At 70.6% G+C, this 26,768-nt stretch carries 22 protein-coding genes (1 of these 22 running past the window's edge); 13 read left to right on the top strand and 9 right to left on the bottom strand.

The features are described 5' to 3' along the window. The 7 genes from ABVN73_RS21900 to ABVN73_RS21870 form a co-directional block, all read left to right on the top strand. Nucleotides 1–383, top strand: partial view of an enoyl-CoA hydratase/isomerase family protein gene (locus ABVN73_RS21900; RefSeq protein ID WP_188260409.1) — the end only. 388 nt of this gene lie to the left of the window's left edge; the window shows 383 of its 771 coding nt (coding positions 389–771); the start codon falls outside the window, past its left edge; the stop codon is at nucleotides 381–383. A gap of 136 nt (nucleotides 384–519) precedes the next feature. Continuing rightward, a complete protein-coding gene (locus ABVN73_RS21895; protein ID WP_353861312.1) occupies nucleotides 520–1,590 on the top strand; it encodes a polyamine ABC transporter substrate-binding protein in 1,071 nt (356 codons plus the stop codon). A gap of 29 nt (nucleotides 1,591–1,619) precedes the next feature. Beyond that, nucleotides 1,620–2,723, top strand: a complete 1,104-nt coding sequence (locus ABVN73_RS21890) for an ABC transporter ATP-binding protein (protein WP_137142523.1) — start codon at nucleotides 1,620–1,622, stop codon at nucleotides 2,721–2,723. Continuing rightward, complete coding sequence (locus tag ABVN73_RS21885) at nucleotides 2,720–4,489, top strand: ABC transporter permease subunit (RefSeq protein ID WP_353861311.1); 1,770 nt, start codon at nucleotides 2,720–2,722, stop codon at nucleotides 4,487–4,489. The genes ABVN73_RS21890 and ABVN73_RS21885 overlap by 4 nt, the downstream gene beginning before the upstream one ends. A gap of 53 nt (nucleotides 4,490–4,542) precedes the next feature. Continuing rightward, on the top strand, nucleotides 4,543–6,072 hold the full coding sequence (locus tag ABVN73_RS21880; protein ID WP_353861310.1) for an AMP-binding protein: 1,530 nt from the start codon (nucleotides 4,543–4,545) through the stop codon (nucleotides 6,070–6,072). A gap of 117 nt (nucleotides 6,073–6,189) precedes the next feature. Further along, nucleotides 6,190–7,893 (top strand): methyl-accepting chemotaxis protein, encoded by a 1,704-nt coding sequence (locus ABVN73_RS21875; protein WP_353861309.1) that lies wholly within the window; start codon nucleotides 6,190–6,192, stop codon nucleotides 7,891–7,893. A 188-nt stretch (nucleotides 7,894–8,081) separates the two neighbouring features. Then, nucleotides 8,082–8,435: a hypothetical protein gene (locus tag ABVN73_RS21870; protein ID WP_353861308.1), complete on the top strand. Its 354-nt coding sequence runs from the start codon at nucleotides 8,082–8,084 to the stop codon at nucleotides 8,433–8,435. Nucleotides 8,436–8,460: 25 nt separating this feature from the next. Here ABVN73_RS21870 and ABVN73_RS21865 read toward each other — a convergent pair whose 3' ends face one another. After that, a complete protein-coding gene (locus tag ABVN73_RS21865; RefSeq protein ID WP_353861307.1) occupies nucleotides 8,461–9,954 on the bottom strand; it encodes an acetyl-CoA hydrolase/transferase family protein in 1,494 nt (497 codons plus the stop codon). 280 nt (nucleotides 9,955–10,234) lie between these two features. Here ABVN73_RS21865 and ABVN73_RS21860 point away from each other — a divergent pair, with 280 nt between their 5' ends. Continuing rightward, the gene (locus ABVN73_RS21860; RefSeq protein ID WP_353861306.1) at nucleotides 10,235–11,413 is read left to right on the top strand and encodes an aminotransferase class I/II-fold pyridoxal phosphate-dependent enzyme; all 1,179 of its coding nucleotides are present in this window, start codon (nucleotides 10,235–10,237) and stop codon (nucleotides 11,411–11,413) included. 25 nt (nucleotides 11,414–11,438) lie between these two features. Here ABVN73_RS21860 and ABVN73_RS21855 read toward each other — a convergent pair whose 3' ends face one another. From ABVN73_RS21855 to hutG, 3 genes are read right to left on the bottom strand one after another with little or no spacing between them, the layout of a single operon-like run. After that, nucleotides 11,439–12,227 (bottom strand): IclR family transcriptional regulator, encoded by a 789-nt coding sequence (locus tag ABVN73_RS21855; RefSeq protein WP_109068814.1) that lies wholly within the window; start codon nucleotides 12,225–12,227, stop codon nucleotides 11,439–11,441. After that, nucleotides 12,224–13,612 carry a formimidoylglutamate deiminase gene (locus ABVN73_RS21850; protein WP_353861305.1) on the bottom strand — a complete coding sequence of 463 codons (1,389 nt, stop codon included), beginning with the start codon at nucleotides 13,610–13,612 and terminating at the stop codon, nucleotides 12,224–12,226. Before ABVN73_RS21850 ends, ABVN73_RS21855 begins: the two co-directional genes overlap by 4 nt. A gap of 20 nt (nucleotides 13,613–13,632) precedes the next feature. Continuing rightward, complete coding sequence (hutG, locus tag ABVN73_RS21845; protein ID WP_353861304.1) at nucleotides 13,633–14,433, bottom strand: N-formylglutamate deformylase; 801 nt, start codon at nucleotides 14,431–14,433, stop codon at nucleotides 13,633–13,635. A gap of 286 nt (nucleotides 14,434–14,719) precedes the next feature. Between hutG and ABVN73_RS21840 the strand changes: the two genes are divergently transcribed. The 5 genes from ABVN73_RS21840 to ABVN73_RS21820 all read left to right on the top strand — a co-directional run bounded on the left by ABVN73_RS21840 (nucleotide 14,720) and on the right by ABVN73_RS21820 (nucleotide 19,506). Beyond that, entirely contained in the window at nucleotides 14,720–15,517 is a 798-nt protein-coding gene (locus tag ABVN73_RS21840; protein WP_353861303.1) for a glutamine ABC transporter substrate-binding protein, read from the top strand. Nucleotides 15,518–15,548: 31 nt separating this feature from the next. Beyond that, a complete protein-coding gene (locus ABVN73_RS21835) occupies nucleotides 15,549–16,211 on the top strand; it encodes an amino acid ABC transporter permease (RefSeq protein WP_109068809.1) in 663 nt (220 codons plus the stop codon). A gap of 4 nt (nucleotides 16,212–16,215) precedes the next feature. Next, a complete protein-coding gene (locus ABVN73_RS21830; RefSeq protein ID WP_353861302.1) occupies nucleotides 16,216–17,025 on the top strand; it encodes an ATP-binding cassette domain-containing protein in 810 nt (269 codons plus the stop codon). A gap of 13 nt (nucleotides 17,026–17,038) precedes the next feature. Further along, the gene (locus ABVN73_RS21825) at nucleotides 17,039–18,235 is read left to right on the top strand and encodes an MFS transporter (RefSeq protein WP_353861301.1); all 1,197 of its coding nucleotides are present in this window, start codon (nucleotides 17,039–17,041) and stop codon (nucleotides 18,233–18,235) included. 65 nt (nucleotides 18,236–18,300) lie between these two features. Further along, nucleotides 18,301–19,506 (top strand): AAA family ATPase, encoded by a 1,206-nt coding sequence (locus ABVN73_RS21820; protein ID WP_353861300.1) that lies wholly within the window; start codon nucleotides 18,301–18,303, stop codon nucleotides 19,504–19,506. A gap of 136 nt (nucleotides 19,507–19,642) precedes the next feature. Here ABVN73_RS21820 and ABVN73_RS21815 read toward each other — a convergent pair whose 3' ends face one another. The 5 genes from ABVN73_RS21815 to kdpB all read right to left on the bottom strand — a co-directional run bounded on the left by ABVN73_RS21815 (nucleotide 19,643) and on the right by kdpB (nucleotide 26,758). Continuing rightward, nucleotides 19,643–20,296 carry a TerC family protein gene (locus ABVN73_RS21815; protein WP_353861299.1) on the bottom strand — a complete coding sequence of 218 codons (654 nt, stop codon included), beginning with the start codon at nucleotides 20,294–20,296 and terminating at the stop codon, nucleotides 19,643–19,645. 184 nt (nucleotides 20,297–20,480) lie between these two features. Then, on the bottom strand, nucleotides 20,481–21,179 hold the full coding sequence (locus ABVN73_RS21810) for a response regulator transcription factor (protein WP_353861298.1): 699 nt from the start codon (nucleotides 21,177–21,179) through the stop codon (nucleotides 20,481–20,483). After that, the gene (locus ABVN73_RS21805; protein WP_353861297.1) at nucleotides 21,176–23,935 is read right to left on the bottom strand and encodes a sensor histidine kinase KdpD; all 2,760 of its coding nucleotides are present in this window, start codon (nucleotides 23,933–23,935) and stop codon (nucleotides 21,176–21,178) included. Before ABVN73_RS21805 ends, ABVN73_RS21810 begins: the two co-directional genes overlap by 4 nt. Before the next feature lie 86 nt (nucleotides 23,936–24,021). Beyond that, a complete protein-coding gene (locus ABVN73_RS21800; RefSeq protein ID WP_353861296.1) occupies nucleotides 24,022–24,630 on the bottom strand; it encodes a K(+)-transporting ATPase subunit C in 609 nt (202 codons plus the stop codon). A 10-nt stretch (nucleotides 24,631–24,640) separates the two neighbouring features. Continuing rightward, nucleotides 24,641–26,758: a potassium-transporting ATPase subunit KdpB gene (gene kdpB / locus ABVN73_RS21795; protein WP_353861295.1), complete on the bottom strand. Its 2,118-nt coding sequence runs from the start codon at nucleotides 26,756–26,758 to the stop codon at nucleotides 24,641–24,643. Nucleotides 26,759–26,768: the final 10 nt, after the last annotated feature.

Raw genomic sequence — 26,768 nt, 5'->3', positions numbered from 1 at the left:
GCCAGCCGGAGATCAACTCGGGCATCGCCAGCACCACCGGCCCGTGGATCATGAAGGAGATGATCGGTCTGGCCCGCACCATCGACCTGACGCTGTCGGGCCGTCTGATGGACGCCGAGGAAAGCCACCGCATCGGCCTGATCAACCGCATCGTCCCGCAGGACCGCGTCATGGCCGAATCGCTGGCCCTGGCCGAGGAGCTGGCCGCCAAGCCGCCGGTCGCCATGCGGCTGGACAAGCAGCGCTTCCGCGAGATGACCGAGGCCGGCTTCCGCGACGCCCTGGCCGCCGGCGTGCGCATCCAGCGCGAGGCCTACGCGTCCGGCGAACCGGCCCGGATGATGGAGGAGTTCCTCGCCAAGCGCGCCGCGAAGCGCGCGTAACCCGGGCCCGGGCCCCAAGCGCGAGGCCCCAAGCACGATTTTCCTGGGCGCAACGATCCGCCCACCCGCGCCGCCACGGCGGCGCTCCTCCACCGGGGCAACAGAGACGCCCCGGCCGCAGAACAGGGAGTTTCACATGAGCAAGTCCTTCTTCTCCATGGACCGCCGCAGCCTGATGAAGGGAGCCGCCGGCGTCGCGCTGGGCGCCACCCTGCCCGCCGGGCTGCTCCGTCCGGCCTTCGCCGCCACGCAGATCACCGTCGCCGACCCGGGCGGCCCCTACAGCCCGGCTTTCCGCAAGGCCTTCTACGATCCGTTCGAGAAGGCGACCGGCATCAAGGTGGTCAACGTCGCCCGCGAGGCCGAACCGACCGCCCAGTTCAAGGCCATCGTGGAGACCAAGTCCTACACCTGGGACGTCTGCACCCTGACCCTGTCGGCCCGCGACATCCTGATGACGCAGAACCTGCTGGAGCCGCTGAACTTCACCGCGGCGGACGTGCCCGGCCTGATGCCGGAGTCGCTGACCACCCATTGGATGGGCACCGACGTCTATTCGACCATCCTCGGCTACCGCGCCGACAAGTTCGCCTCCAACGCGCCGCAGAGCTGGGCCGATTTCTGGAACGTCGAGAAGTTCCCGGGCCGCCGCTCGCTGCGCAAGAACCCGATCGACACGCTGGAGCAGGCGCTGCTCGCCGACGGCGTGCCGCTCGACAAGCTCTACCCGCTCGACGTCGATCGCGCCTTCAAGGCGCTCGACCGCATCAAGCCGCACGTCGCCGTGTGGTGGACGGGCGGCGCCCAGTCCAGCCAGCTCATCCAGAGCGGCGAGGTCGACATGATCGCCCTGTGGAACGCCCGCGCCCAGGCGGTGATCGATGGCGGCGCCCCGGTGAAGATCAACTGGAACCAGGGCCTCTACTCGATCGAGGGCTGGGGCATCCCGCGCGGCAACCCGCGCGCCGACGCCGCCCGCCAGTTCATCAAGTTCTGCGCCGACCCGACCCGTCAGGCCGTCTTCACCGAGGTGCTGGCTTACGGCCCGACCAACCTCGACGCCTACAAGAGCATCCCGAAGGAGCGCGCCCAGGCGCTGCCCACCTTCGAAGACAATCTGAAGGTGATGACCATCGCCAAGGAGGATTGGTGGGGCGCCAACCGGTCGAAGATGAACGAGCGCTTCAACGCCTGGATCCTCGGCTAAGCCCGCCTTCGGAAAGGAGACCCGCCGCCATGCTCTCACCGCTCGCACAGGCGCGGACAGCGCCGGTCCAGGCCGGGGCCGCCGCCACGCCGAAGCTGCTGGTCGACGGACTGACCAAACGGTACGGCGCCATCACGGCGCTGGAACCCACCCGCCTGGAAGTCCCGGCGGGCGAGTTCCTGACGCTGCTCGGCCCGTCGGGGTCCGGCAAGACCACGCTGCTGCAGATGATCTGCGGGCTGGTCGAGCCCAGCGGCGGGCGCATCCTGATCGATGGCCAGGACGAGACCCGGACCCCCGTGCACAAGCGGGACATCGGTCTCGTCTTCCAGCATTACGCCCTGTTCCCCCACCTGACGGTGGCGGAGAACATCGGCTTTCCCCTGCGCATGCGCGGCGTCGCCCCGGCGGACCTGGCGCGGCGCGTGAAGGAGGCGCTGGAGATGGTCCATCTGGGCCATCTCGCCGGGCGCTTCCCCAAGGAGCTGTCCGGCGGGCAGCAGCAGCGCGTCGCCCTGGCGCGCTGCTTCGTCTACCAGCCCTCGGTCATCCTGATGGACGAGCCGCTGGGAGCGCTCGACAAGAAGCTGCGCGAGCACATGCAGTACGAGATCAAGCGCCTGCACCGCGAGACCGGCGCGACGATCATCTACGTCACCCATGACCAGGAGGAAGCCCTGGCCATGTCGGACCGCATCTGCCTGATGAACCACGCCCGCATCGAGCAGCTCGGCACCCCGCACGACATCTACGCCCGCCCGAAGACCGCCTTCGCCGCCGACTTCATCGGCGTGTCGAACATCTTCCGCGGGCAGGTCCGTCGCGACGGCAGCGGGGCGCCCATGCTGGTCACCGGCAACGGCAGCTTCCGCCTGTCCGCCGACACGCCGGACAGCCAGGACGGCACGCTGGTCGTCCGGCCCGAACAGCTCGACATCGACGGCGACGGCGACAACGAGGTGCGGGGCGAGGTCGTGGACACCGTCTACGCCGGTTCCGAGACGCGTGTTCTGGTGTCGCTCGGCGGCGAGGAGACGATCACCGTCCGCCTGCGCCGCGGCACCGCCCCGCCGCGGCTGGGCGAGGTCGTCGCGGTGCGCTGGCGCGCCGACGCCGGGGTGCTGGTGTCATGAGCGCCGCCACCCTGAACCATGACGGCGCCTTCGCCGCGGCGCGGCGGCGGCTGCGCTTCGGACCGCTGTGGCTGGCCGCCCCCGGCCTCGCCTTTCTGGCCATCTTCTTCCTGTTCCCGGTGCTGCGGCTGCTCGGCCTCAGCGTCCAGGACCTGGAGACCTCGGCCTGGACCGGCGACCATTACGCCCGCATCGTCGCCACGGACGTCTATTTCCGCGTCCTGATGAGCACCTTCCGCATCGCCGGGCTGACCGCCCTGCTGTCGCTCCTGTTCGGCTATCCGCTGGCCTACTGGCTGGCGCAGCTGCCGGAGCGCCAGCGCGGGCTGGCGATCCTGGCGGTGATGGTGCCCTTCTGGACCAGCTATCTGGTCAAGACCTTCGCCTGGATGGTCATCCTCGGGCGCACCGGCGTCATCAACCAGATCCTCTCCGGCACCGGGATGTCGCCCCTGCCGCTGCTGCACAACGAGTTCGGCGTGATGGCAGGCATGGTCCACGCCATGCTGCCGCTGGCCGTGCTGACCATGCTGCCGGTGATGACCACCGTCGACCGCCGGCTGGTCCAGGCGGCGGAGACGCTGGGCGCGCCGCCGGCCAACGCCTTCTGGCTGGTCTATTTCCAGCTCTCGCTGCCCGGCGTCGCGGCGGCGGGCCTGCTGACCTTCATCTCCTCGCTGGGCTTCTTCATCGTGCCGGCTCTGCTCGGCGGGCCGCAGCAGACCATGCTGGCGCAGCTCATCATCTCGCAGATCCAGGAGATGCTGAACTGGGCCTTCGCGGGCGCGCTGGCCACCTTCATGCTGCTCGCGGCGCTGGTCACCTGCTGGGTCTACGACCGGCTGTTCGGCCTGTCCTCCCTGTCGGGCGAGACCTCCGGGCGGACCGGCGGCGGCCAGGGCCGCCTGCGCGGGGCCGGCATGGGCATCCTGTCGGCGCTCGCCAAGGCGTCGACGGCGCTGGGCGGACCGGTGGGGCGCCTGCTGGGGCCGAAGGTGATGGACCGTCTGCTGCCGCTCTATTCCGCGGCGGTGATCGTCTTCCTGGTCGCCCCGGCGCTGGTCGTCGTTCCCATCGCCTTCACCACCTCCCCCTTCCTCGACTTCCCGCCGCCGGGCTACGGGCTGGAGTGGTTCCGCGTCTACTTCACCTCCGACCTCTGGGTGTCGGCGACGATCCGCTCGTTCGCGGTGGCCTTCGCCACGGCGATCCTGGCGACGCTGGTGGCCGGCCTGGCCGCGCTGGCGCTGGCCCGCTCCTCCTCGCGCTGGCGGGGAGCGATCTTCGCCTTCTTCCTGGCGCCGATGATCGTGCCGCGCATCGTCATCGCGGTCGGGCTGTTCTACCTGTTCGCCCAGATCGGGCTGGTCGCCACCGACCTCGGCCTGATCATCGGCCACACGGTGCTGGCCCTGCCCTTCGCCTTCGTCGCCATCTCCGCGGTGGTCAAGGGGCACGACTGGCGGCTGGACCAGGCGGCGGCGACGCTGGGGGCGAACCGCTTCAAGACGCTGATGCTGGTCACCGTGCCGCTGATCCGCGGCGGTCTGGTGGCGGCCTTCCTGTTCGCCTTCATCACCTCCTTCGACGAGCTGACCGTGGCGATCTTCGTCAGCGGCGGCGTCAAGACCACGCTGCCCAAGCAGATGTGGGACGACATGATCCTGCAGTTGAACCCGACGTTGGCCGCCGTGTCCGTCGTGGTCTTCGCGATCGTGATGGCCCTGCTGCTGATGGCGGAGTGGCTGCGCCGTCCGGCGCGCTGATCCGCCCCCCTTCGGCCGCAACCAACCGACCAAACGCATTCGAGATACGCATCATGTCCGATTTCGAAGAAGGGTTCGTCCGCCTGTTCACGCAGGCGGCCCGGACCGGACGCGCCCGCCTGTTCGCCCGCTTCAACGGCGAGGCGCTGAGCTTCGCCACGCTCGACCGCCAGTCCGACGGCGTGGCGGCGGAGCTGCGGCGGCTGGGGCTGAAGCCCGGCGACCGCGTGGCGCTGATGCTGCGCAACAGCCCGCTGGTGCTCTCCACCCTGTTCGGCCTCGCCAAGGCGGGGCTGGTCTGGGTGCCGATCAACGCCCAGCAGCGCGGCGAGGGGCTGCGCTACATCCTGGAGCATTCGGAGCCCGGCGCCATCGTCGCCGAGGCCGAGTTCCTGCCGGTGATCGCCGAGACGGGCGCGGTTCCCGCCGGCACGCCGATGATCGTCCAGGGCGACCCGTCCGCCGCCCTGCGGCTGGAGTCCCTGCTGGAGTCCGGCTCCGCCTTCGAGGAGGCGCCGCCCGCCCCCGACGACACCTTCGCCATCATGTACACCTCGGGCACCACCGGGCGGCCCAAGGGCGTGCTGGTGTCGCACCGCATGATGCGGCTGGCCGGCGAGGCGGTGGCCCGCGTCTCCGCCGCCCGCGACGGTGACGTGCTGTTCGTGTGGGAGCCGCTGTACCACATCGGCGGCGCGCAGATGATCGTCATGCCGCTGATCCGCAGCGTGTCGCTCGCCATGGTCGACCGCTTCAGCGCCAGCCGCTTCTGGGATCAGGTGCGGGAATACGGGGCGACCCACATCCATTACCTGGGCGGCATCCTGCAGATCCTGCTCAAGCAGCCGGTCTCGCCGCGCGACCGCGACCACCCGGTGCGCATCGCCTGGGGCGGCGGCTGCCCCAAGGAGACCTGGACGCCCTTCGAGGAGCGGTTCGGGGTGCAGATCCGCGAATGCTACGGCATGACCGAGGCGTCGAGCATCACCACCTGCAACGACGAGGGCGTGGTCGGCGCGGTCGGCCGCCCGATGCCCTGGTTCACGGTGGAGCTGCTGGACGGCGCCGGCAAGCCGGTGCCGCGGGGCGAGCGGGGCGAGATCGTCGTCCGCACCGACCGCCCCGGCGCCATCTTCGCCGGCTATTTCCGCAACCCGGAGGCGACGGCCCGCGCGCTCAAGGACGGCGCCCTGCACACCGGCGACCTCGGCTCGCTCGACGAAAGCGGGACGCTGCTGTTCCACGGCCGGATGACCGACAGCGTGCGCTGCAAGGGCGAGAACGTCTCGGCCTGGGAGGTCGAGCATGTCGCGGCCACCCACCCCTCCGTCGAGGACTGCGCCATCATCGGAGTGGCCGCCGATGTCGGCGAGCAGGACATCAAGCTGTTCGTGAAAGCGAAGGCCGGGGCGACGCTGGACATCCCGTCGCTGTCCGGCTGGCTCGGAAAACAGCTCGCTCCCTATCAGAATCCGCGCTACATCGCGGTGGTCGAGGAGTTCGAGCGCACCCCCAGCCAGCGCATCATGAAGCACAAGCTGTCCCCAGCCTTAGACGGCTGCTGGGACCGGCTGGCCGGCTGACGGCGCGTCTCACCTCCCCCCGCGTGCCGCAAGGCTGCGGGGGAATTTTTTTGGACCCGGCTCCTGGCGCCCGCGCCGCCCCACCGATCGAGCCCGCCTTACTGGAAAGCCCTGGACATGCCGCTGCACCGCTGGTTCTCGAACCGCAAGTTATTGCACAAGATCCTTGTTCCCGTTCTTGTTCTGCTGATCGTCATCGCCAGCCTCGTCTGGACCGCCCGGAGCGCGATCTCCGATCTGACACGCTCAACCGCCCGCATCACCGAACTGGTCGCCGACCGGCTCGGCGCCACCATCGCCGTGCAGTCGGCGCTGGGCGACGCCATGGACACCGAGGCGAACGCCATCGTCGCCTCCTCCCGCGAGGCCATCGACGCCGCCAACGCGCAGCTCACCGCCAACATCGCCAAGGCGCTGTCGGCCATCGACACGCTGGCCGAGGCCTACGACGACCCGGCGGAGCGCGAGAGCATCCAGGCCATCAAGTCGATCGTCGGCGAGTATGAGCGCGTCGCCCAGACGACCGTGCAGCTGGCCCGCGGCTTCGACACCGACGGCGCCATCCGCGTGTCCATCGACGTCGGCCGCCCCGTCCGGCAGAAGCTGACCGCCGCGCTGGGCGAGCGGGTGGAGCAGAGCATGGCCGACACGCGCGAGGCCGAGAAGCGCGCCACCGCACTCTCCCAGCAGGTCATGACGCGGCTCTACACGGTCGCCGGCGCCGGCCTGCTGTTCGCCTTCGGCCTGCTGGGCTCCATCCTGCTGTTCTTCGTCGTGCGTCCGCTCAACCGCCTGACGTCGGAAATGACCTCGATCGCCGCCGGCGACCTGACCGTCGCCATCCAGGGCACCGGGCGCACGGACGAGGTCGGCCTGCTCGCGCGCGCGCTCCAGGTCTTCAAGAACAACGGGCTGGAGATGCGGCGCCTCCAGGAGGAGAGCGACGCGCAGAAGCGCCAGATGGAGGCCGACCGCCGGGCCGCCATGCTGGCCCTGGCCGACCAGTTCGACGCCAACGTGCAGGGCGTGGTCCACGCCGTTTCGCAGGCCGCCCGCCAGCTCCAGAGCAACGCGCAGACGATGACCGGCGCCGCCGAGACGACGACGGAGCAGGCCTCCTCAGTCGCCGTCGCGACGGAGCAGGCGTCGGCCAACGTCGCGACGGTCGCCGCCGCGTCGGAGCAGCTCGGCAGCTCCATCGGGGAGATCGGCCGTCAGGTCAACGGCGCCGCGACGGTCGCCCGCGACGCCGTGGCCGAAGGGGAACGGACCAACGCGCTGGTCGAGCGGCTGGCCACCGCCGCCCAGAAGATCGGCGACGTCGTCAACCTGATCCAGAACATCGCCAGCCAGACCAACCTGCTGGCGCTGAACGCCACCATCGAGGCCGCAAGGGCCGGCGAGGCCGGCAAGGGCTTCACCGTGGTCGCCCACGAGGTGAAGGCGCTGGCCACCCAGACCTCCCAGGCGACCGAGGAGATCGCCAGCCAGATCACCGAGATCCAGGCGATCACCGAAGGCACGGTGACGGCCATCCGCAACATCGCCCGGACCATCGCCGACGTGGACGCCATCGCCGGCGCCATCGCCGCCGCCGTCGAGGAGCAGACCGCCGCCACGCACGAGATCGGCCGCAACATCCAGCAGGCGGCCCAGGGCACCCGGCTGGTCTCCGGCAACATCGGCGGCGTCAGCCAGTCGGCCACCGACGTGCGCGAGGCCGCCGCGGAGGTGCTGGATGCGGCGAACAGCCTGTCGCGCGACTCCGACCTGCTGCGCGACGAGATCCAGGGCTTCATCGCCCGGGTCCGCGCCGGCTGATCCCATCAAGCGTAAGCCTGACTCATCAGGCTTACGCCCGTCCTCAATCGGCGGTCGCGGCCTTTGTCAGCAGAGCGTGCCCCCCGCGTGACCCCCGCGTGACCATTGTCGCGGCGCGCGGGGGCAGCGCCCCAAACGGCCGAATTCGTGGTAGCATGGCGCTCCACAGTCGGAAGCCTTTGGAACCCATGCCGAGCCTGTCCAGCGGCCTCAACGCCCTCATCGCCACGGTCCTGCGCAGCCACCCGTCGCTGCGGGTGCTGCCGGTCTCCCGCTACACCCGCGACCAGGCCGCCGCCTACGCCGCCGCCAACGGCCGGGCCATCGCCCACGCCGTCGACGAGCGGGGGCGGCAGTCGCTCCTGGTCGCCCTGGACGGGCTGGATTACGTCAGCGTCTGCGACCTCGACCACGACCTGACGGTTCCCGCCGAACAGCCGGTGTCGCTGATCGTGCCGGAACTGCGCGGCGGGCTGCTCGCCCGCTTCACCCCGCGCACCGCCGGGGACGTGTGCCGGATCGTCGAGGCCGTCTGCCCCTGATCCGCCCACGCCCCCGTCACGGCGCTCAGCCCGGCTGCATGCTGCCCGTCCGCTGGTAGCGCAGGTGCCAGGAGAAGGCCTCCTCCAGCAGATGCGGCGTGTGCCCGCCGCGCTGCAGCGCCCGGCGGTGATAGTCCAGCGCCAGCTCGCGGTAGCTGGGGTGGACGCAGTTGCGGATGATCGTCTCCGCCCGCTCGCGCGGGGCGAGGCCGCGCAGGTCGGCCAGACCGGTCTCGGTCACCAGCACGTCCACGTCATGCTCGTTGTGGTCGGTGTGGGTGACCATCGGCACGACGCTGGAGATCTTCCCGTCCTTGGCCAGCGACTTGGTGACGAAGATGGCGAGGTGGGCATTGCGGGCGAAATCGCCGGAGCCGCCGATGCCGTTCATCATCTGCGTGCCGTTGACGTGGGTCGAGTTCACGTTGCCGTAGATGTCGCACTCCAGCGCCGTGTTGATGCCGATCACGCCCAGCCGGCGGATCACCTCCGGGTGGTTGGAGATTTCCTGCGGGCGCAGCAGAAGCCGGCCCTTGTAGCTGCCGATCCTCGGCAGGACCTCGGCGTATTTCCCGGCGCTCAGCGTGATGGAGGAGCCCGAGGCGAAGGTCAGCTTGCCGGCGTCGAACAGGTCGAAGGTGCTGTCCTGCAGGACCTCGCTGTACATGGTCAGGTCGTGGAACGGGCTGTCGATCATGCCGTGCAGCACGGCGTTGGCGATCGTCCCGATGCCGGCCTGGAGCGGGTTCAGCGAGCGGCCCAGCCGGCCCTGCCGCACCTCGCGGTCGAGGAATTCGATCAGATGCCCGGCGATGTCCCTGGTCTCGCCGTCCGGCGGCAGGATGGTCGCGCTGCTGTCCTGCTTGCGGGTCACCACGATGGCGGCGATCTTCGACGGGTCGATGGGAATGCAGGGCAGGCCGGCGCGGCTTTCCGCGGTCACCACCGGGATCGGCTCGCGGAAGGGACGTCGCGTCGGGATGTAGACGTCGTGCATCCCCTCCAGGTCGAGCGGCTGGGTCAGGTTCAGCTCGACGATGACCTTCTCGGCCAGGATGGCGAAGGTCGCGGAGTTGCCGATGGAGGTGGTGGGGACGATCCCGCCCGTCTCCGTGATCGCGCAGGCCTCGATCACCGCCACGTCCACCGGCCCCATCTGGCGGGAGCGCAGAAGCTCGACCGTCTCCGACAGGTGCTGGTCGACGAACATCACCTCGCCGCGGTTGATCGCCTTGCGCAGCACCGGGTCGGCCTGGAACGGCAGGCGGCGGGCCAGCACCCCGGCCTCCGTCAGGATGCGGTCCACGTCGTTGCCGAGCGAGGCGCCGGTCATCAGGGTGACCTTCAGCTGCTCCGTCGCGGCGCGCTCGGCCAGCGCCAGCGGAACCGCCTTGGCGTCCCCGGCGCGGGTGAAGCCGCTCATGCCGATGGTCATGCCGTCGTGGATCAGCAGGGCCGCCTCTTCCGGCGTCACCACCTTCCCCCACAGGGACTTCAGGCGAATACGGTCGCGGTACATGGTTATCCTTTGCACGTTCTCGGGCGTTTGTTGCCGATGGAAACTGTTCGGCGGACGATTCACTCGTTTTATTATTGAGGTCCGTCATAGGCCCCGATTTCGCAGCGCTGCAATTGCCGGTCGGTCATATCAGGGTGACCTAATGGGCATGAATGGCCGCCTTGCACCGTCGCTCCTCAAACGCCCGGTTGTGCCGCGGCCCCGCCCTGGGGCATATGGATGGGCTTCCGCCGCGACCCGTGTCCGGCAAACGCGAATGCCTGCCAGGGAGTCTCCGCCGATGCGTTTCTCGTCCCTCACCGACCGCATCCGCGGCGACCGCGTCGCAGCCTGGGACATCCATTTCGCCGCCTGGACCGCCAAAGGGCGCGGCGAGGATGTGATCGTGCTGAGCGTCGGCGATCCCGATTTCGACACGCCCGCCCCGGTGCGCGACGCCGCCATCGCCGCCCTGCACGCCGGCGACACCCATTACACCCCGATCCCCGGCCGCCCGGAGCTGCGCGCCGCGCTGGCCCGCGACGTCGCCCGCCGCACCGGCCTGCCGGTCGAGCCGGAGAACGTCATCGTCTGCGCCGGGGCGCAGAACGGCCTGTTCAACGCCACCCTCTGCCTCGTCGAGGCGGGGGACGAGGTGCTGGTGCCGGAGCCGATGTACCTGACCTACGAGGCCTGCGTCCGCGCGTCGGGCGCCACGCTGGTGCCGGTGGCCCCGGACGCCGCCACGCTGCGGCTGGACCCGGCGGCGCTGGCCGCCGCGGTGACCCCGCGCACCCGCGCGATCTTCCTGGCGACCCCCGCCAACCCCACCGGCATCGTCATGTCGGCGGAGGAGCTGGAAGCCGTCGCCGACCTCGCCCGCCGCCACGACCTGTGGGTGGTCGCCGACGAGGTCTACGCCAGCCTGACCTTCGACCGGCCCCACCTCAGCATCGCCACCCTGCCCAGCATGGCGGAGCGCACGGTGACCATCAACAGCCTGTCCAAGTCGCACGCCATGACCGGCTGGCGCGCCGGCTGGGTGGTCGCCCCGGCGCCGCTGGTCGTCCATATGGGCACGCTGGCTCTGTGCATGCTCTACGGCCTGCCGGGATTCGTGCAGCAGGCGGCTCTGGTCGCCGTCGAGCAGGGCGACGAGGCGGTGGCGGCGATGCGCGAGGGCTACCGCCGCCGCCGCGACATCGCGCTGGAGGCGCTCGGCTCCGTTCCCGGCCTGCGCTGCCTGAAGCCGGAGGCCGGCATGTTCATGCTGGTGGACGTGCGCGGCACCGGTCTGCCGACCATGGAGTTCGCGTGGCGGCTGTTCCGCGAGACCGGTGTGTCGGTCCTCGACGCCGGCGCCTTCGGCCCGGCGGCGGCGGGCTGCGTCCGCCTGTCCTTCGCCGTCGGCGAGGCGGAGCTTGCGGAGGCTTGCCGCCGCATCGCCGCCTTCGTCAGGAGTCTGGTGCCGGGGGCCTGACCGGGGCGCCCGACCGTCCCGCCGCTCAGCCCCGCGGCAGGTAGCCGAGCTGGTGGGAGATCGCGTCCGCCGTCTCCACCACCTTGGTCCGCAGATGGTCGAGCGTGGCGGGCTGGTCCATCACGGCGCTGGGGCCGGACAGGTTGATGGCGGCGATGACCTCGCCCCGGTGGTCGCGGATGGCCGCCGCGATGGCGACGATCCCCGACACGAAGGAGGAGCGGTTCATCGTCCAGCCGCGCTTGCGGTCCTCCGCCACCTCCTGGATCAGCGAGGTCAGCGTGACCGCCGTGGTATCGCTGTAGCGGTCCAGCCGCACGCCGGTGTAGAGCTGCGCGATGGCCTCGTCGGTGAGGCCGCTCAGCAGCATCCGTCCCATCGCGGTGGCGTGGGCCGGCAGGCGGTAGCCGACCGCGATGTTGCTGGACAGCGTCATGTGCGAGTGCGCGCGGTAGACGTAGACGATCTCCGTCCCGTCGCGCACCGCCATGTGGGCGGAGATCTGCGTGCTGTCGCGCAGCCCGTCGATGTAGGGGATCGCCACCTCGATCCCGTCCAGCCCCGACAGGTAATGGTAGCCGAGCTGCATCGACCGCGGCGCCAGGCGGTAGGACTTGCCGTCCCCCGCCCGCCCGATGTAGCCGAGATGCTCCAGCGTGAAGACCAGCCGGTAGGCCGAGGCCCGCCCGATTCCCAGCGCCTTGGCGATGTCGGTCAGGGACAGGGTCCGGCGCTGCGGGGTGAACAGCTCCAGGATGGCCAGCCCGCGCTGCAGCGCCGGGGCGATGTAGGTGTTCGGATCGGTCTCGCTCATGTGTCCCGGCGCAACCCCTCGATGGCGCGCCGGTAGGCGGCACGGATGGCGTCCTCCCGGATGTGGCGGCCCTCGCGCACCACGGTCCGCCCCGCCGCGACCACGTCGCGCACGGCGTGCCCGTCACTGGCGAAGACATAGGCGTCCAGAAGGCTGTCGTCGGTGCGAGAAAGCAGTTTCGGGTTGTCGGCGTCAAGCACGACGAGGTCGGCGGGCTGGCCCACCTGAATCCCGCCGCCGGCCAGCGGCTGGCCCAGCGCCTGCGCGCCTCCGGCCACCGCCGCCCGGTACAGGCCGCCGCCGATGGACGGACCGTCCCCGGCGCGCAGCACGTTGCGCCGCCGCTGCACCAGCCGCTGGCCGTATTCCAGAACGCGCAGCTCCTCGGCCGCGGACACGCTGATGTGGCTGTCCGAGCCGACGCCGAACCGCCCGCCCCGCGCCAGGAAGGGGATGGCCGGGAACAGCCCGTCGCCCAGATTGGCCTCGGTCGTCGGGCAGAGACCGGCCACGGCGCCGCTCGCCGCTAGACCGTCGACTTCCGCCGGGGTCAGGTGGGTGGCGTGGACGAGGCACCAGCGCGGCCCGACCGCAGCGTTCTCCAGCAGCCATTCCACCGGGCGCTTGCCGCTCCAGGCGACGCAGTCGTCCACTTCCGCCGTCTGCTCGGCGATGTGGATGTGGATGGGCGCGCCGGGGTCGAGCGAGTCGAGGCCGGCCAGCGCGTCGCGCATCTCCTCCGGAGTCACCGCGCGCAGCGAATGCAGGGCGAGGCCGGCGCGGCGGCCCGCCCGCTCCGCGCCCATCGCCTTCCGCATGGCGGCGACGATGGACAGCAGCCCGTCCACGTCGTTGATGAAGCGCTTCTGCCCGTCGGACGGCGGCTTGCCGCCGAAGCCACTGTGGGCGTAGAGCACCGGCAGATGGGTCAGGCCGATCCCCGCCGTGTCGGCGGCGGCCAGGATGCGGCGCGACATCTCCGCCCGGTCGGCGTAGGGGTTGCCGTCGGCGTCGTGGTGGAGGTAGTGGAATTCCGCCACCGCCGTGTAGCCCTGCTTCGCCATCTCCATGTAGAGCAGCGCCGCGACGGCCTCCGCCGCCTCGGGCGTCATCCGGCGGACGAAGCCGTACATGGCGTCGCGCCACGTCCAGAAGCTGTCCTCCGACGCGCCGGCGTATTCGGTCAGCCCGGCCATGGCCCGCTGGAAGGCGTGGCTGTGCAGGTTGGGCATGCCGGGGATCACCGGCCCGGCGGCCCGGAGCAGGCCGTCCGAGGACGCGTCCTGCTCCACGGCCGTCAGCGTGCCCCGCGCGTCGAAGCGCAGCGCCACGTTCGAGGCCCAGCCCTCGGGCAGCAGCGCCCGTTCGCAGAAAAGCCCGTTCATGCCGTCCATCGCCGCCCCCATCACGCCTGTTCCTCAGCCCAATCGGCCATCGCTCCGATGAAGCGCCGGAGATGCGGGCGGATCCGCGCGGCGCGCGCCTCGTCGAAGGCGAAGGGCGCATCCTCCTCCATGTAGGTCACCTGCGCCATCTCGAGCTGCACGGCGTGCCAGCCCTCGGACGGACGGCCGAAATGACGGGTGATGTGGCCGCCCTTGAAGCGCCCGTTGAGGACATGGGTGAAGCCGTCGGCCCCGGCGTCCGCCCCGACCGCGACCAGCCGGTCGCCCAGCACGGGGGCGGCGCTGCGCCCGTCGTTGGTGCCGATGTTCAGGTCGGGCAGCCGCCCCTCGAACAGCCGCGGCACGACGGAGCGGATGGAATGGGCGTCGAACAGCACCGCCCGCCCGAACCGGTCGCGCAGCCGGGTCATCTCGGCGGTGATGGCGTCGTGGTAGGGCGCCCAGTAGCGGGCGACCCGCTCCGCCACCTCCGCCGCGTCCGGTTCGGCGCCCGGCTGGTACAGCGGCGCCCCGTCGAACAGGGTGGTCGGGCACAGGCCCGTGGTGGCGCCGCTGTAGAGCGGCGTGTCGTTGCTGGGGCGGTTGAGGTCGATGACGTAGCGCGAGAAGCGCGCCTGGATCACCCCGACTCCGAGTTCCTCCAGGAAGTCGTAGAGCCGCGGCAGGTGCCAGTCGGTGTCGGGCAGGCCCTGGGCCTCCGGCACCAGCCGGCCGATGAATCCGTCCGGCAGCGCCGTGCCGACATGGGGCAGGCTGACCAGCACCGGACGGCGCGCGGCGCGAAACCCGAAGACGTCCATATCCTCTCTCCCGTGCGACAAATGTTTTGTCAGCAAAACTCTTCGCATCCCTGTTTTGTCGCCCCGGCGTCCGCGGCCTTTGCGGCGCGCAACCGCAACACCAGCGTTGCCATAGGGCGTCCGTCATGCTCCAGTATGACAAACGGCGTTGACGCGGTCGTTTTCCCTGGGCAACATATGTTTTATAGGCAAAACACGGCGCTGCCAAGCCGGTCGCTGCGCGCGGGATTTTTCCCGGTCTTCGAATCTGGCAACGCAGGCGCATCGAACAGGGAAGTTTCGACCCATGAAGTCCTTTGGTAAGTTTCTTGCCGCCGCCTCCTTCGCCGCCGCCGCGGTCGTCACCGTGGTCGGCGCCGGCTCCGTCCCGGCCCGCGCCGAGGACGCGGTGATCGCCTCGATCAAGCAGAACGGCACCTTCCGCGTCGGCGTGGACGCCACCTTCGCGCCCTTCGAATTCTCGCAGGACGGCAAGAAGACCGGCTTCGACATCGAGCTGGTCGAGGCCATCGCCAAGGAGCTGGGCGCCACCAAGGGCGTCGAGTGGGTGGACATCGACTTCAAGGGCCTGATCCCCGGCCTGATGGCCAACCGCTTCGACATGATCGCCTCGGCCATGTACATCACCGAGGAGCGCCGCAAGGTCGTCGCCTTCTCCGACACCTACTATCCGGGCGGCCTCGTCATCATGGTCAAGGCGAACAACACCGCCGTGAAGGGCCCGGCCGACCTCGAGGGCAAGACCGCCGCCGTGCAGATCGGCACCAAGTCGGTCGTCCATCTGAAGGAGCATTTCCCGAAGACGAAGATCGTTGAGGTCGAGACCAACGCTGAGATGTTCGGGCAGGTCGAGACCGGCCGCACCGACGTCGCGGTGACCGGCAAGCCCGCCGCCAAGCTCTACGCCCAGACGCATCCGACCGTGAAGGTGCTGGACGACCAGCTCACCACCGAGGATTACGGCTTCGCCATGCGCAAGGAGAACACCGAGCTGGTGACCAAGGTGAACGCCGCCATCACCAAGCTGAAGGCCGACGGCACCTACCAGAAGCTGATCGACAAGTGGTTCGAAGCCAAGAAGTGATCGATATTTTTGTGAACGGAGGACCCCTCCCGTGACGCTCGACTTCGCCCCCGTCTGGGGAGGGTTGCCGGAGCTGCTGAAGGGCACCGTGGTCACCATCGAGGTGACCGCGGCGGCCTTCCTGCTCAGCGCCGTGCTCGGCCTGCTCGTCGGCATCATCCGCCTCAACCCGGCGCGGCGCGTGCTGTATGGCATCGCGTCGGCCTATGTGGCCTTCATCCGCGGCACGCCGCTTCTGGTGCAGCTGTTCCTGCTGTTCTTCGGCCTGCCGCAGTTCGGCATCCTGCTGCCGGCGTGGCTGTGCGGCGTGATCGGGCTCGGCATCTACAGCGGCTCCTACGTGTCGGAGGTGGTGCGCGGCGCCATCCAGTCGATCGACCGCGGCCAGATGGAGGCCGCCCGCTCGCTCGGCATGTCCTACCGCGAGGCGATGTGGGAGGTGGTGCTGCCCCAGGCCTTCCGCCGCATGCTGCCGCCGCTGGGCAACGAGACCATCGCGCTGATCAAGAACTCGGCCCTGGTGTCGCTTCTGACCATCGACGACGTGATGCGCGAGGGCCAGCGGATCATCTCCACCAGCTTCCGCGCGCTGGAGGTCTACATCGCCGTGGCGCTGATCTATTTCATCCTGACCAACGCGGCCACCTGGATCCTGCGCCAGATCGAGAAGCGCATGACCGTGGAAAGAGGGTAAGCCGGTGATCGAGATCCGCAACGTCTACAAGAGCTTCGGCAGCACCGAGGTGCTGAAGGACGTCAGCCTGACCGTGCCGCCGTCGCGCACCACCGTGGTCATCGGGCCGTCGGGTTCGGGCAAGAGCACGCTGCTGCGCTGCTGCAACTGCCTGGAGACCGCCGACCGCGGCGAGATCCGCATCAACCACCGGACCATCATCGCCGACGGCAAGCCGCTGCCCGACAAGGAGCTGAACGCGCTGCGCGCCGAGACCGGCATGGTCTTCCAGTCCTTCAACCTGTTCCCGCACATGACCACGGTGGAGAACGTCATGCGCGCCCCCGTCGTGGTGCGCGGCATGGCCAAGGCCGAGGCGCGGGAACTGGCGATGGAGCTGCTGCGCAAGGTGGGGCTGGGCGACAAGGCCGACGTCTACCCGTCCACCCTGTCGGGCGGGCAGAAGCAGCGCGCCGCCATCGCCCGTGCGCTCGCCATGAAGCCGAAGGTGATGCTGTTCGACGAGCCGACCTCCGCCCTCGACCCCGAACTGGTCGGCGAGGTGCTCCAGGTCATGAAGACGCTGGCCGAGGAGGGCATGACCATGATGGTGGTGACCCACGAGATGGGCTTCGCCCGCGAGGTCGCCGACACCGTGGTGGTCATGGCCGACGGGCGCATCGTCGAGTCCGGCCCGCCGGAGCAGATCTTCACCAACCCGACCCAGGAGCGCACCCGCGGCTTCCTGCGCGCCCTGGTGGACGGCCATCTCGCCGGCGCCCGCCCGCAGCCGGTCGCGGACGACCCGCTGGACGCCCTGCCCGGCAACCACTGACCTTCCCGCAATCTTGCCCCACACCACCCATTGGCCTCCGGCCTCGCCTGTGACGGTGCTGGCCGCGCTGATCCTCGGCGTCTGCGTCATCCAGGTCGCCAACGGCATCCTGCAGATCCTGCTGCCGCTCCGCCTCGCCGAGGCGGCGGCCCCGCCGCTGGTCGTCGGGGCGGTGGCCTCGGCCTACTCGGTCGGCTTCGTGCTGGGCTGCTGGGCCGCCCCCTGGATGATCCGCCGGGTGGGCGGGGTGTGGTCCTTCGCCGCCTTCGGGTTGCTCGCCGCCGCCGCCACGCTGCTGCTGAACCTGCTGCCCGACGCCCAGGCCTGGGTGGGGCTGCGGCTGCTGATGGGGGTGTCCTACGTCGGGATGCTCACCGTCGCGGAAAGCGGTCTGGCCACCCTGTCGCCGCCGGGATCGCGGGGCAGCGTCTTCTCCCTCTACATGATCGCCTGCAAGGTGGCGGTGATCGGCGGCCAGATGCTGCTCGCCAGCCCGAACCTGTCGGCCCTGTGGCTGACCGTGCTGGCGGCGGGATGCTACGGCCTGTCGCTGGTGCCGGTGGCGGCGGTCCGCCCGCCGGCCAGCGCCGCGCCGAAGGGGCCAGCGCCCTCGCCCTGGCAGTATGTGCGGCGGGCGCCGGTGGCCTTCGCCGGCTGCCTGATGGTCGGGCTGTGCAACACGGCGGTCACCGGCATCGGCCCGGCCTGGCTCGCCGGGCTGGCCCTGCCCGCCGCGGGGGTCGCCCTGATCATGTCGGGCATCCAGGTGGGCAGCGTGGTGCTGCAATGGCCGATCGGCCGCTTCTCCGACCGGCACGACCGGAGGCTGGTCATCTTCGCGGTCTCCGCCGTGGCGACGGTCGCCGCCTTCCTGATCGCCGCCTTCGCCAACCCGCCCGGCGGGACGGCGCCGCAGACCGTCCTGCTCGGCCTGTTCACCCTATGGGGCAGCGCCGCCCTGTCGCTCTACGCGATCTGCGTGGCCCACGCCAACGACCATGTGACGGTGGAGGAGACGGTCCCTTTGGCCAGCGCGCTCCTGCTCGCCTGGGCGTTGGGTGCGGCGCTCGGGCCGCTGCTGGCGACGGCGGCCATGGAGTGGTTCGGGCATGACGCGCTGTTCGTCTATGTCGGGGTGGTGTCGGGCGGGCTGACCCTGTTCGCCGGCCTGCGCCGTCTCATCAGCGGCCCCTTCCGGGCGGAGCCGTAGGGCTTGGCCGGGGGCTGCCCGGCGGGCTATTGTGGCCCGCCCGGCAGCCCCCTCCCCCACGCTCCATGCCCAGCACCTCCGACACCCCGACCGACGAGCAGTTCCGGGCGATCCAGGCCATCGACGCCTGGTACGCCGACCCCGCGGCCCCCCAGATGTTCTGGCTGGCCGGCGAGGCCGGGACCGGCAAGACCAAGACCACCGTCTTCGCCCTGGACCATCTCCAGGACCGCCGCAACCTGGAAAATTTCGTGGTCGGCGCACCCACCGGCAAGGCGGCGCAGGTGCTCCGCCGCAAGGGCATCGACCGGGCGGCGACGCTGCATTCCCTGATCTACGCGCCGCGCCAGGATGACGACACCGGCGAGTTGTTCTTCGCCCGCAAGTCGGAGGGCAAGTTCGCCGAGGCCGACCTGATCGTCTGCGACGAGGGCTCGATGGTCGGGGACGACGTGGCGGGCGACCTGCTGCGCTCCGGCAAGAAGATCCTGATGATCGCCGACGACTACCAGCTTCCCCCGGTGACCGGCCAGGGCACCCTGACCAGGGGCGAGCCGGATTTCCGGCTGGTCGAGCCGCACCGCACGGCGCGGGAGAGCCCGGTGATCCGTCTGGCCCATCTGCTGCGTCGGCAGGAGCTGCCGCGCCGCTTCGGCACCGCCGGGAACGCCCATGTCCTGCCGCTGAACCGGGTGACCGAGCCGCTGGCCCTGCGGGTTGACACCCAGACCATCTGCGGGACCCACCGCGTGCGCACCGACTTCACCCGGCGCATCCGCGCCCGCCACGGCTTCGACACGGTGATGCCGCAGGCCGGCGAGCGGGTGATCTGCCGCCGCAACGACCGCGAGGAGGGGCTGTTCAACGGCATGATCGGCACGCTGACCCGCCCGGCGGCCGAGGGGCGGGGCCGGCAGGACGGGCTGTGGTCGCTCGGCGTCCATATGGAGGACGAGGTGAAGCCCCGCAGCAAGCTGATGGTCCACCCCTGGATGTTCCAGGCCCACTACAGCGGCGAGACCAAGGCGCCGCGGGTGGAGCGCGACGTGCAGCAGTTCGATTGGGCCTGGATGATCACCTGCCACTCCGCCCAGGGGTCGGAATTTCCCTCGGTCACGGTGCTCGACGATTCCGCCGCCTTCCGCGAGCACAAATGGCGCTGGCTCTACACCGCCGTCACCCGCTCGCAGGACGAGCTGTTCCTGCTGCTGCGCAACGCCGACCTCGGCGGGAACTGGCGGATGCCGGAACTCGACGGCGTGGCGGGGTGATCGCGTGGCCGGGTGGCGAGGCGAGGCTTCTCCGCTCCTCGCCACGCCGCCCTTCCTCGGCCGACCCATCCCGGCCGGCCTCGACGTCCACCGCCCCTGGGAAACATTCACCCTGGCGGAGGGAGGTCGCGACCCGTCAGAGCAGATGGGCCTGGGTCAGCACCTCGTTGCCGCCGCGCCAGATCATGTCGAGCGCCACGTAGGTGATGATGGCGAGGCCGATCCAGCCGATCCAGCGGTGCTTGTGCAGGATATGGGCGATCACGTTGGCGGCGGCGCCCATCAGGATGACCGACAGCAGCAGGCCGATGACCAGGACGGTCGGATGGTCCTTGGCGGCGCCGGCCACCGCCAGCACGTTATCGAGCGACATCGACACGTCCGCCACCACGATCTGCCAGACCGCCGCGCCGAAGGTGGTCGTCGCCACCGCCGCGCCGACCGCGGCGTCCCCGGAGCCGGTTGCGGCCAGCGCCTCGTCGGGCGTCACCTCGTCCGCCCCTCCGGAGCGCAGCTCGCGGAACATCTTCCAGCAGACCCAGAGCAGCAGAACGCCGCCGGCCAGGGTCAGCCCGATGATGGCGAGAAGCTGGGTGGTGATCAGCGCGAAGAAGATGCGCAGGATGATGGCGGCGCCGATGCCCCAGAAGATCACCTTGCGGCGCTGCTCCTGGGGAACGGCGGCGGCGGCCATGCCGACGACGATGGCGTTGTCGCCGGCGAGAACAAGGTCGATGGCGACCACCTGCCCAAGGGCGGTGAGCTGCGACCAGAGATCCACGCTTTCCATATAAAAATCTCTTCGAAAGCTTCGGTTGGGCTTAGTTGCGGTGTGCGGTCATCTCTTTTCTTGGGGCTTTGCGCTTGAAACAGCGGCCCTGGGGGTTCTGTCGCACGAATCCGACCACCGCGCAGCAGGTTTGGCGTGCAGCGGTGGGTTGCGCCGGGGTTCGGGGAGAGGGTGCGGGGCCGGATCAGTCCGGCGCGCGCAGCCGGTAGCCGACGCCGGTCTCGGTCAGGATGTGCGAGGGGCGCTCCGGCTCCGCTTCGATCTTCTGGCGGAGCTGGCGGATGTAGATGCGCAGATACTGCACGTCGGTGTCCGCCCCCCAGACTTCCTTCAGGATGAAGCGGTGGGTCAGCACCTTGCCGGCATGGGCGACCAGCAGGCGCAGCAGGTCGTATTCGCGGGGCGACAGCTTCACCTCGGCGCCACGGACGGTCACGATCCGCCGGACCAGATCGACGGCGAGGTCGCCGCTGCGGAACAGCGGCCGCTCCCCCTGCTGCTGCAGGCGGTGGCGCAGGGCGGCGCGGATGCGGGCCAGCAACTCGTCCATGCCGAAGGGCTTGGTCACATAGTCGTCGGCGCCGAGGTCCAGCGCCTCCACCTTGCCCGCCTCGTCGGCGCGGCTGGACAGGACGATAATGGGGGTGGCCACCCCGTCGGCGCGCAGGCGGCGGATCACCTCCAGCCCGCCGATGCCCGGCAACCCGAGATCGAGCACCAGCAGGTCCGGCGGACGCCGCCGCACCGCCTCCAGCGCGCCCGCGCCATCCTCCGCCTCGGCGATGTCGTAGCCCTGGGTGGACAGGGTGGTGCGCAGGAAGCGGCGGATCGGCGGCTCGTCGTCCACCACCAGGACGCGCAGCGGCAGGGTGTCCGACCTCATGGCGTCCCCTCTTCCTCGAGACCGGGCCCCTCAAGGCTGGGCCCCTCAAGACTAGGCAGGGCGGCGGCGGCGGGCATGGTCAGGGTGAAGACGGCGCCGGAGCGGTCCTTGCGGTTGCCGGCGGCGATGGTGCCGCCCATCGCCTCGACGAAGCCGCGGCAGATCGCCAGCCCCAGCCCGGTCCCGGCGCGCTGCCGGTCCTGGGCCTGGACGCGGTAGAACTTGTCGAAGATGCGCTCGACATCCGCCGCGGGGATGCCCTCGCCCTCGTCCCGCACCTCGATGCGCACCCGACCGCCCTCCCGCGACGCCCCGACCTGGATCAGCGAGCCTGTTGGCGCGTATTTGGCCGCGTTGTCCAGCAGATTGAAGAGAACCTGTTCGAACAGCACGTCGTCCGCCTCCAGCATCGGCAGGTCGGCGGCCAGATCGACGTCCACCCGGTGCCCGGCCAGGATGCGCCCCGCCCGCCCCAGCGCGCTGCCCACCGTCTCGGCCAGATCGACCGGGCCGGTGCGCGGTCGGATGGCCCCCGATTCCAGGCGCGTCATGTCCAGCAGGTTGGCGATGAAGCGGTTCAGCCGCTCCGCCTCCTCCTGGATGGTGGCGGCGAGGTCGCGGCGCGACGCCTCGTCCATCCCGGCGCCGTAGGCGGTCAGGCTGGTCGCCGACCCCAGGATGGAGGCCAGCGGCGTCCGCAGGTCGTGGGAGATCGAGGTGAGCAGGGCCGAGCGCAGCCGCTCCGTCTCGGCGGCCAGACGAGCGCGGTCCACGTCCTCCGCCAGGGTGACCCGCTCGATGGCGAGTGCGGCCTGATCGGTCAGCGCGTCGAGCAGACGGCGCTGGTCGGGGGTCAGCAGGGCGCCGGGCTTGCCGGTGCGGGCGGTGTCGGTGTCGATGCCGACCACCCCGACCGGGCCGCGCCCGGTGCGCAGGGGAAGGAACAGCCACTTGGCGCCGGGCAGCGTGTCCGAGCCGCGCCCGGCCGGCCGGTTGTTCTCCCACGCCCAGACGGCGGCGGCGAGGTCGGCCTCGCGCAGCTCGTCCTCCGGCGGGTAGCCGGCGCGGACGGACACGGTGCCGCCGTCGGGCAGCAGCAGGACCACATGCACCTTCAGCATCGCCGCGATCTGGTGGGCGGTCGCCCACAGCAGGTCGTCCATGGTGACCACGCCGGCCAGCTTGCGGCTGAAGCCGTAGAGATCCTCGGTCGTCTTGGCGCGCAGCCGGGCGGTGACGGCCTGGGCGCGCACGCGGGCGGTCAGGTTGCTGGCGATCACCGCGACCACCGCGAAGAAGAACAGCGCGACGATGTTCTCCGGGTCGGCGATGGAGAAGGTGTAGAGCGGGTTCAGGAAGAAGTAGTTAAAGGCCAGGATGCTGGCGACGCAGGCGTAAAGCGACGGCCCCAGCCCGCCGGTCACCGCGCTGGTCAGCACCGCCGTCAAGAAGACCAGCGCGACGTTGCTGACGTCCAGCACCTGCTGAAGCACCTCCCCGACGCCCAGCGCCAGCGCGACATAGCCGGTGGCGGCGGCGTAGGGCCACCAGGACAGCGCCGGGCGCCGGGGGGCGGCGGTGCGCACCGTCTTGGGGGGGATCGGCTCCTCGGCGTCGTCGGCGATGACATGGACGCTGATGCCGCCGGCCTGCCGGATCAGCCGGAAGGCGATGGAACTGCGCAGAAGCTCCGCCCAGGGGCCGCGGTGGGACTTGGCGATGACGATGTGGGCGACGTTGTTGGCCCGCGCATACTCGACCACCGTGCCGGCCACGTCGCCGCCGGGGATGGTCACCGCCTCGCCGCCCAGCTTCTCGACCAGCCGCAGCGCGTCGGCGATGCGGTCGCGCTCGGCCTCGCTCAGGCGCAGGCTGCGCGGAGTCTCCACATGCAGCGCGGTCCAATGGGCGCGCAGCCGGTCGGCCTGACGGCGGGCGTAGCGGACGACGGCGGCGCAGGCCGGGTCCTCGTTCACGCAGACCAGCAGCCGCTCCCCCGCCGCCCAGGGTCCGGCGATGGCGTGGGCCTGCATGTGCGTGAGAAGCTGGTCGTCCACCCGCTGGGCGGTGCGGCGCAGCGCCAGTTCGCGCAGCGCCGTCAGGTTGCCGGGGGAGAAGTAATGGCGGATCGCCCGTTCGGCGGTGCGCGGGACGTAGACCTTGCCGTCCTTCAGCCGCTGAATCAGATCGTCGGGCGTGATGTCGATGACCTCGATGTCGTCGGCGCGGTCGAGGATGGAGTCCGGCACCGTCTCGCGCACGCGGACGCGGGTGATCCGGGCGACGACGTCGTTCAGGCTCTCCACATGCTGGATGTTCATGGTCGTGTAGACGTCGATCCCGGCGGCGAGGATCTCCTCCACGTCGAGATAGCGCTTGGCGTGCCGGCTGCCGGGGGCGTTCGTGTGGGCCAGCTCGTCCACCAGGACGATGGCCGGGCGGCGGGCGAGGATGGCGTCGAGGTCCATCTCGTCGAGCCGGCGGCCCTTGTACTCGACCTTGCGGCGGGGAAGGACCGTCAGGCCGGCGAGCAGCGCCTCGGTCTCGCGCCGGCCGTGGGTCTCCACCACGCCGACCACCACGTCCACCCCGTCGCGCCGCTTGGCCTGGGCGGTCAGCAGCATTTCGTAGGTCTTGCCGACGCCGGGGGCGGCGCCCAGGAACAGCTTGAGCCGCCCGCGCCCCTCCCGCGCCGCTTCGCGCAGGAGCGCTTCGGGCGAGGGCCGGGCAACGGCGGCGGTTCGGTCGTTCGGCATCGGGGCGGCTTTCGGAACGGATCGGCGGCCCCATTCCCTCCCCCGCCGGCGCGGAAAAAGGAAGGAGGCCGCCTGCTGACCTTCAGCTAATGCGTCGCCGTGGCGGCGTCGAGGGCGAGATTGAGCCGCAGCACGTTGACCACCGGCTCCCCCAGCGGTCCCAGCGGCGAGGGCTCCGTGTTCAGGGTGACCACGGCGCGGACCTGGGCCTCCGACAGGCCGCGGGCACGGGCGACGCGGGGGACCTGGAAGTCGGCGGCCGCCGGCGACAGATGCGGGTCGAGACCGCTGGCCGAGGCCGTCGCCAGCTCGACCGGCACCGGAACGCCCGGATTCTCGGCCTTCAGCCGCTCCGTCTCCTCCCGCACCCGGTCGGCCAGAGCCTGCGACGTCGGGCCGAGGTTGGAGCCGCCGGAGGCCGCGGCGTTGTAGGGCGCCGGCACGCTCTTCGACGGGTCGGCCGGGTCCGGCCCCAGCGTGGCGGAGGGCCGGCCGTGGAAGTAGCCCTCTCCCGTGACGCTCTGGCCGATCAGGGCGGAGCCGACGACCGTCCCGTTCCGCTCGATCAGGCTGCCGTTGGCCTGATGCGGGAAGACGGCCTGGGCGATGCCGGTGACGGCCAGCGGGTAGATCAGCCCAGTCACCACGGTCAGCGCGGCGATCATGACGAGGGCGGGACGCAGTTCCTTGATCATGGCGGGGTCCTCACACGAGTCCGATGGCGGTGACGAGCAGGTCGATCAGCTTGATTCCGACGAAGGGCACGATCAGGCCGCCCAGCCCGTAGATCAGCAGGTTCCGGCGCAGCAGCCGCGCCGCGCCCACCGCGCGGTAGGCGACGCCGCGCAGCGCCAGCGGGATCAGCGCCACGATGATCAGCGCGTTGAAGATGATCGCCGACAGGATCGCGCTCTCCGGGCTGGCCAGCCCCATCACGTTCAGGGCGCCCAGCTGCGGGTAGAAGGCCAGGAACATGGCGGGGATGATCGCGAAGTACTTCGCCACGTCGTTGGCGATGGAGAAGGTGGTCAGCGCGCCGCGCGTCATCAGCAGCTGCTTGCCGATCTCCACGATCTCGATCAGCTTGGTCGGGTCGCTGTCCAGGTCGACCATGTTGCCGGCCTCGCGGGCGGCGACGGTGCCGGTGTTCATCGCCACGCCGACGTCGGCCTGGGCCAGCGCCGGGGCGTCGTTGGTGCCGTCGCCGCACATGGCGACCAGCTTGCCCCGCGCCTGCTCGTCGCGGATGAGCTGCAGCTTCATCTCCGGCGTCGCCTGGGCGAGGAAATCATCCACCCCGGCCTCCGCCGCGATGGCGGCGGCGGTCATGGCGTTGTCGCCGGTGATCATCACCGTCTTGATGCCCATCTGGCGCAGCGCCGCGAAGCGCTCCCGGATGCCGCCCTTGACGATGTCCTTCAGGTGGATGACGCCGAGCAGCCGGCCGTCGCGGGCGACGGCCAGCGGCGTGCCGCCGGACTTGGCGACGCGCTCCGCGATGGCCTGCACCTCGCGCACCGCCGCCTCCAGGGCGGGGTCGGGGCGCAGCCCGATCACTGTGTTGCCATGGCTGGCGACGCCCTGCCCGAGGGTCCGCACATGGGCCAGCACGGCGTCCACGGCGCCCTTGCGGATCGTCACGCCGTCGCTGTCGATGCCGCTCAGCCGCGTCTGGGCGGTGAAGGGCACGAACTGGGCGTGCAGCCCGGCCATGTCGCGGGCGCGGATTCCGTACTTCTCCTTCGCCAAGACGGTGATGGAGCGGCCCTCCGGCGTCTCGTCGGCCAGCGAGGCGAGCTGGGCGGCGTCGGCGAGGTCGCGGTCGGCCACGCCCGAGATCGGCAGGAACTCCGCCGCCTGCCGGTTGCCCAGCGTGATCGTGCCGGTCTTGTCGAGCAGCAGCGTGTCCACGTCGCCCGCCGCCTCGACCGCCCGGCCCGACATGGCCAGCACGTTGAAGCGGACCAGACGGTCCATGCCGGCGATGCCGATGGCCGACAGCAGCGCGCCGATGGTGGTCGGGATCAGCGTGACGAACAGCGCCGCCAGCACCAGCACCCCGACCGAGCCGCCGGCGTAGGTGGCGAAGCTGGGGATGGTCGCCACGGCGATGACGAAGATGACCGTCATGCCGGCCAGCAGGATGTTCAGCGCGATCTCGTTCGGCGTCTTCTGGCGCTGCGCGCCTTCGACCAGCCCGATCATGCGGTCGAGGAAGGTGTTGCCCTGGGCCGCGGTGATCCGCACCTTGATCCAGTCGGAGATCACCTGCGTGCCGCCGGTCACCGCCGAGCGGTCGCCGCCGGATTCGCGGACGACCGGGGCGGATTCGCCGGTGATCGCCGCCTCGTTGACGCTGGCCACGCCCTCCACCACCTCGCCGTCGGAGGGGATGAGGTCGCCGGCCTCCACCAGAACGAGATCGCCGGGCTTGAGCGCGGTGGCCGGGACGGGCAGCCAGTCCCCGCTGTCGGACAGACGCTTGGCGGTGGTCTCCGTGCGGGTGCGGCGCAGGCTGGCCGCCTGGGCCTTGCCGCGGCCCTCCGCCACCGCCTCCGCGAAGTTGGCGAAGAGCAGGGTGAACCACAGCCACAGCACGATCTGCAGGGAGAAGCCGATCCCCCCGGCGCCGGTCAGGAGATCGCGCAGGAACAGCAGCGTGGTCAGCGCCGCCACCACCTCCACGCAGAACATCACCGGGTTGCGGGCCATCAGCCGCGGGTCGAGCTTGCGGACGGAGCCGGCGACGGCGGGCAGGAGGATGGCCGGGTCCAGCAGCGTGGAGGCCGGCGTCCGGGTGGCGGTTTTCGAATGGGTGTCCATGGAAGGTCCC

The organism is Azospirillum formosense (assembly GCF_040500525.1).
GTDB lineage: Bacteria > Pseudomonadota > Alphaproteobacteria > Azospirillales > Azospirillaceae > Azospirillum > Azospirillum formosense_A.
Note: the sequence above shows the minus strand (reverse complement) of the source record. Positions and strands in the feature narration are given on the sequence as shown.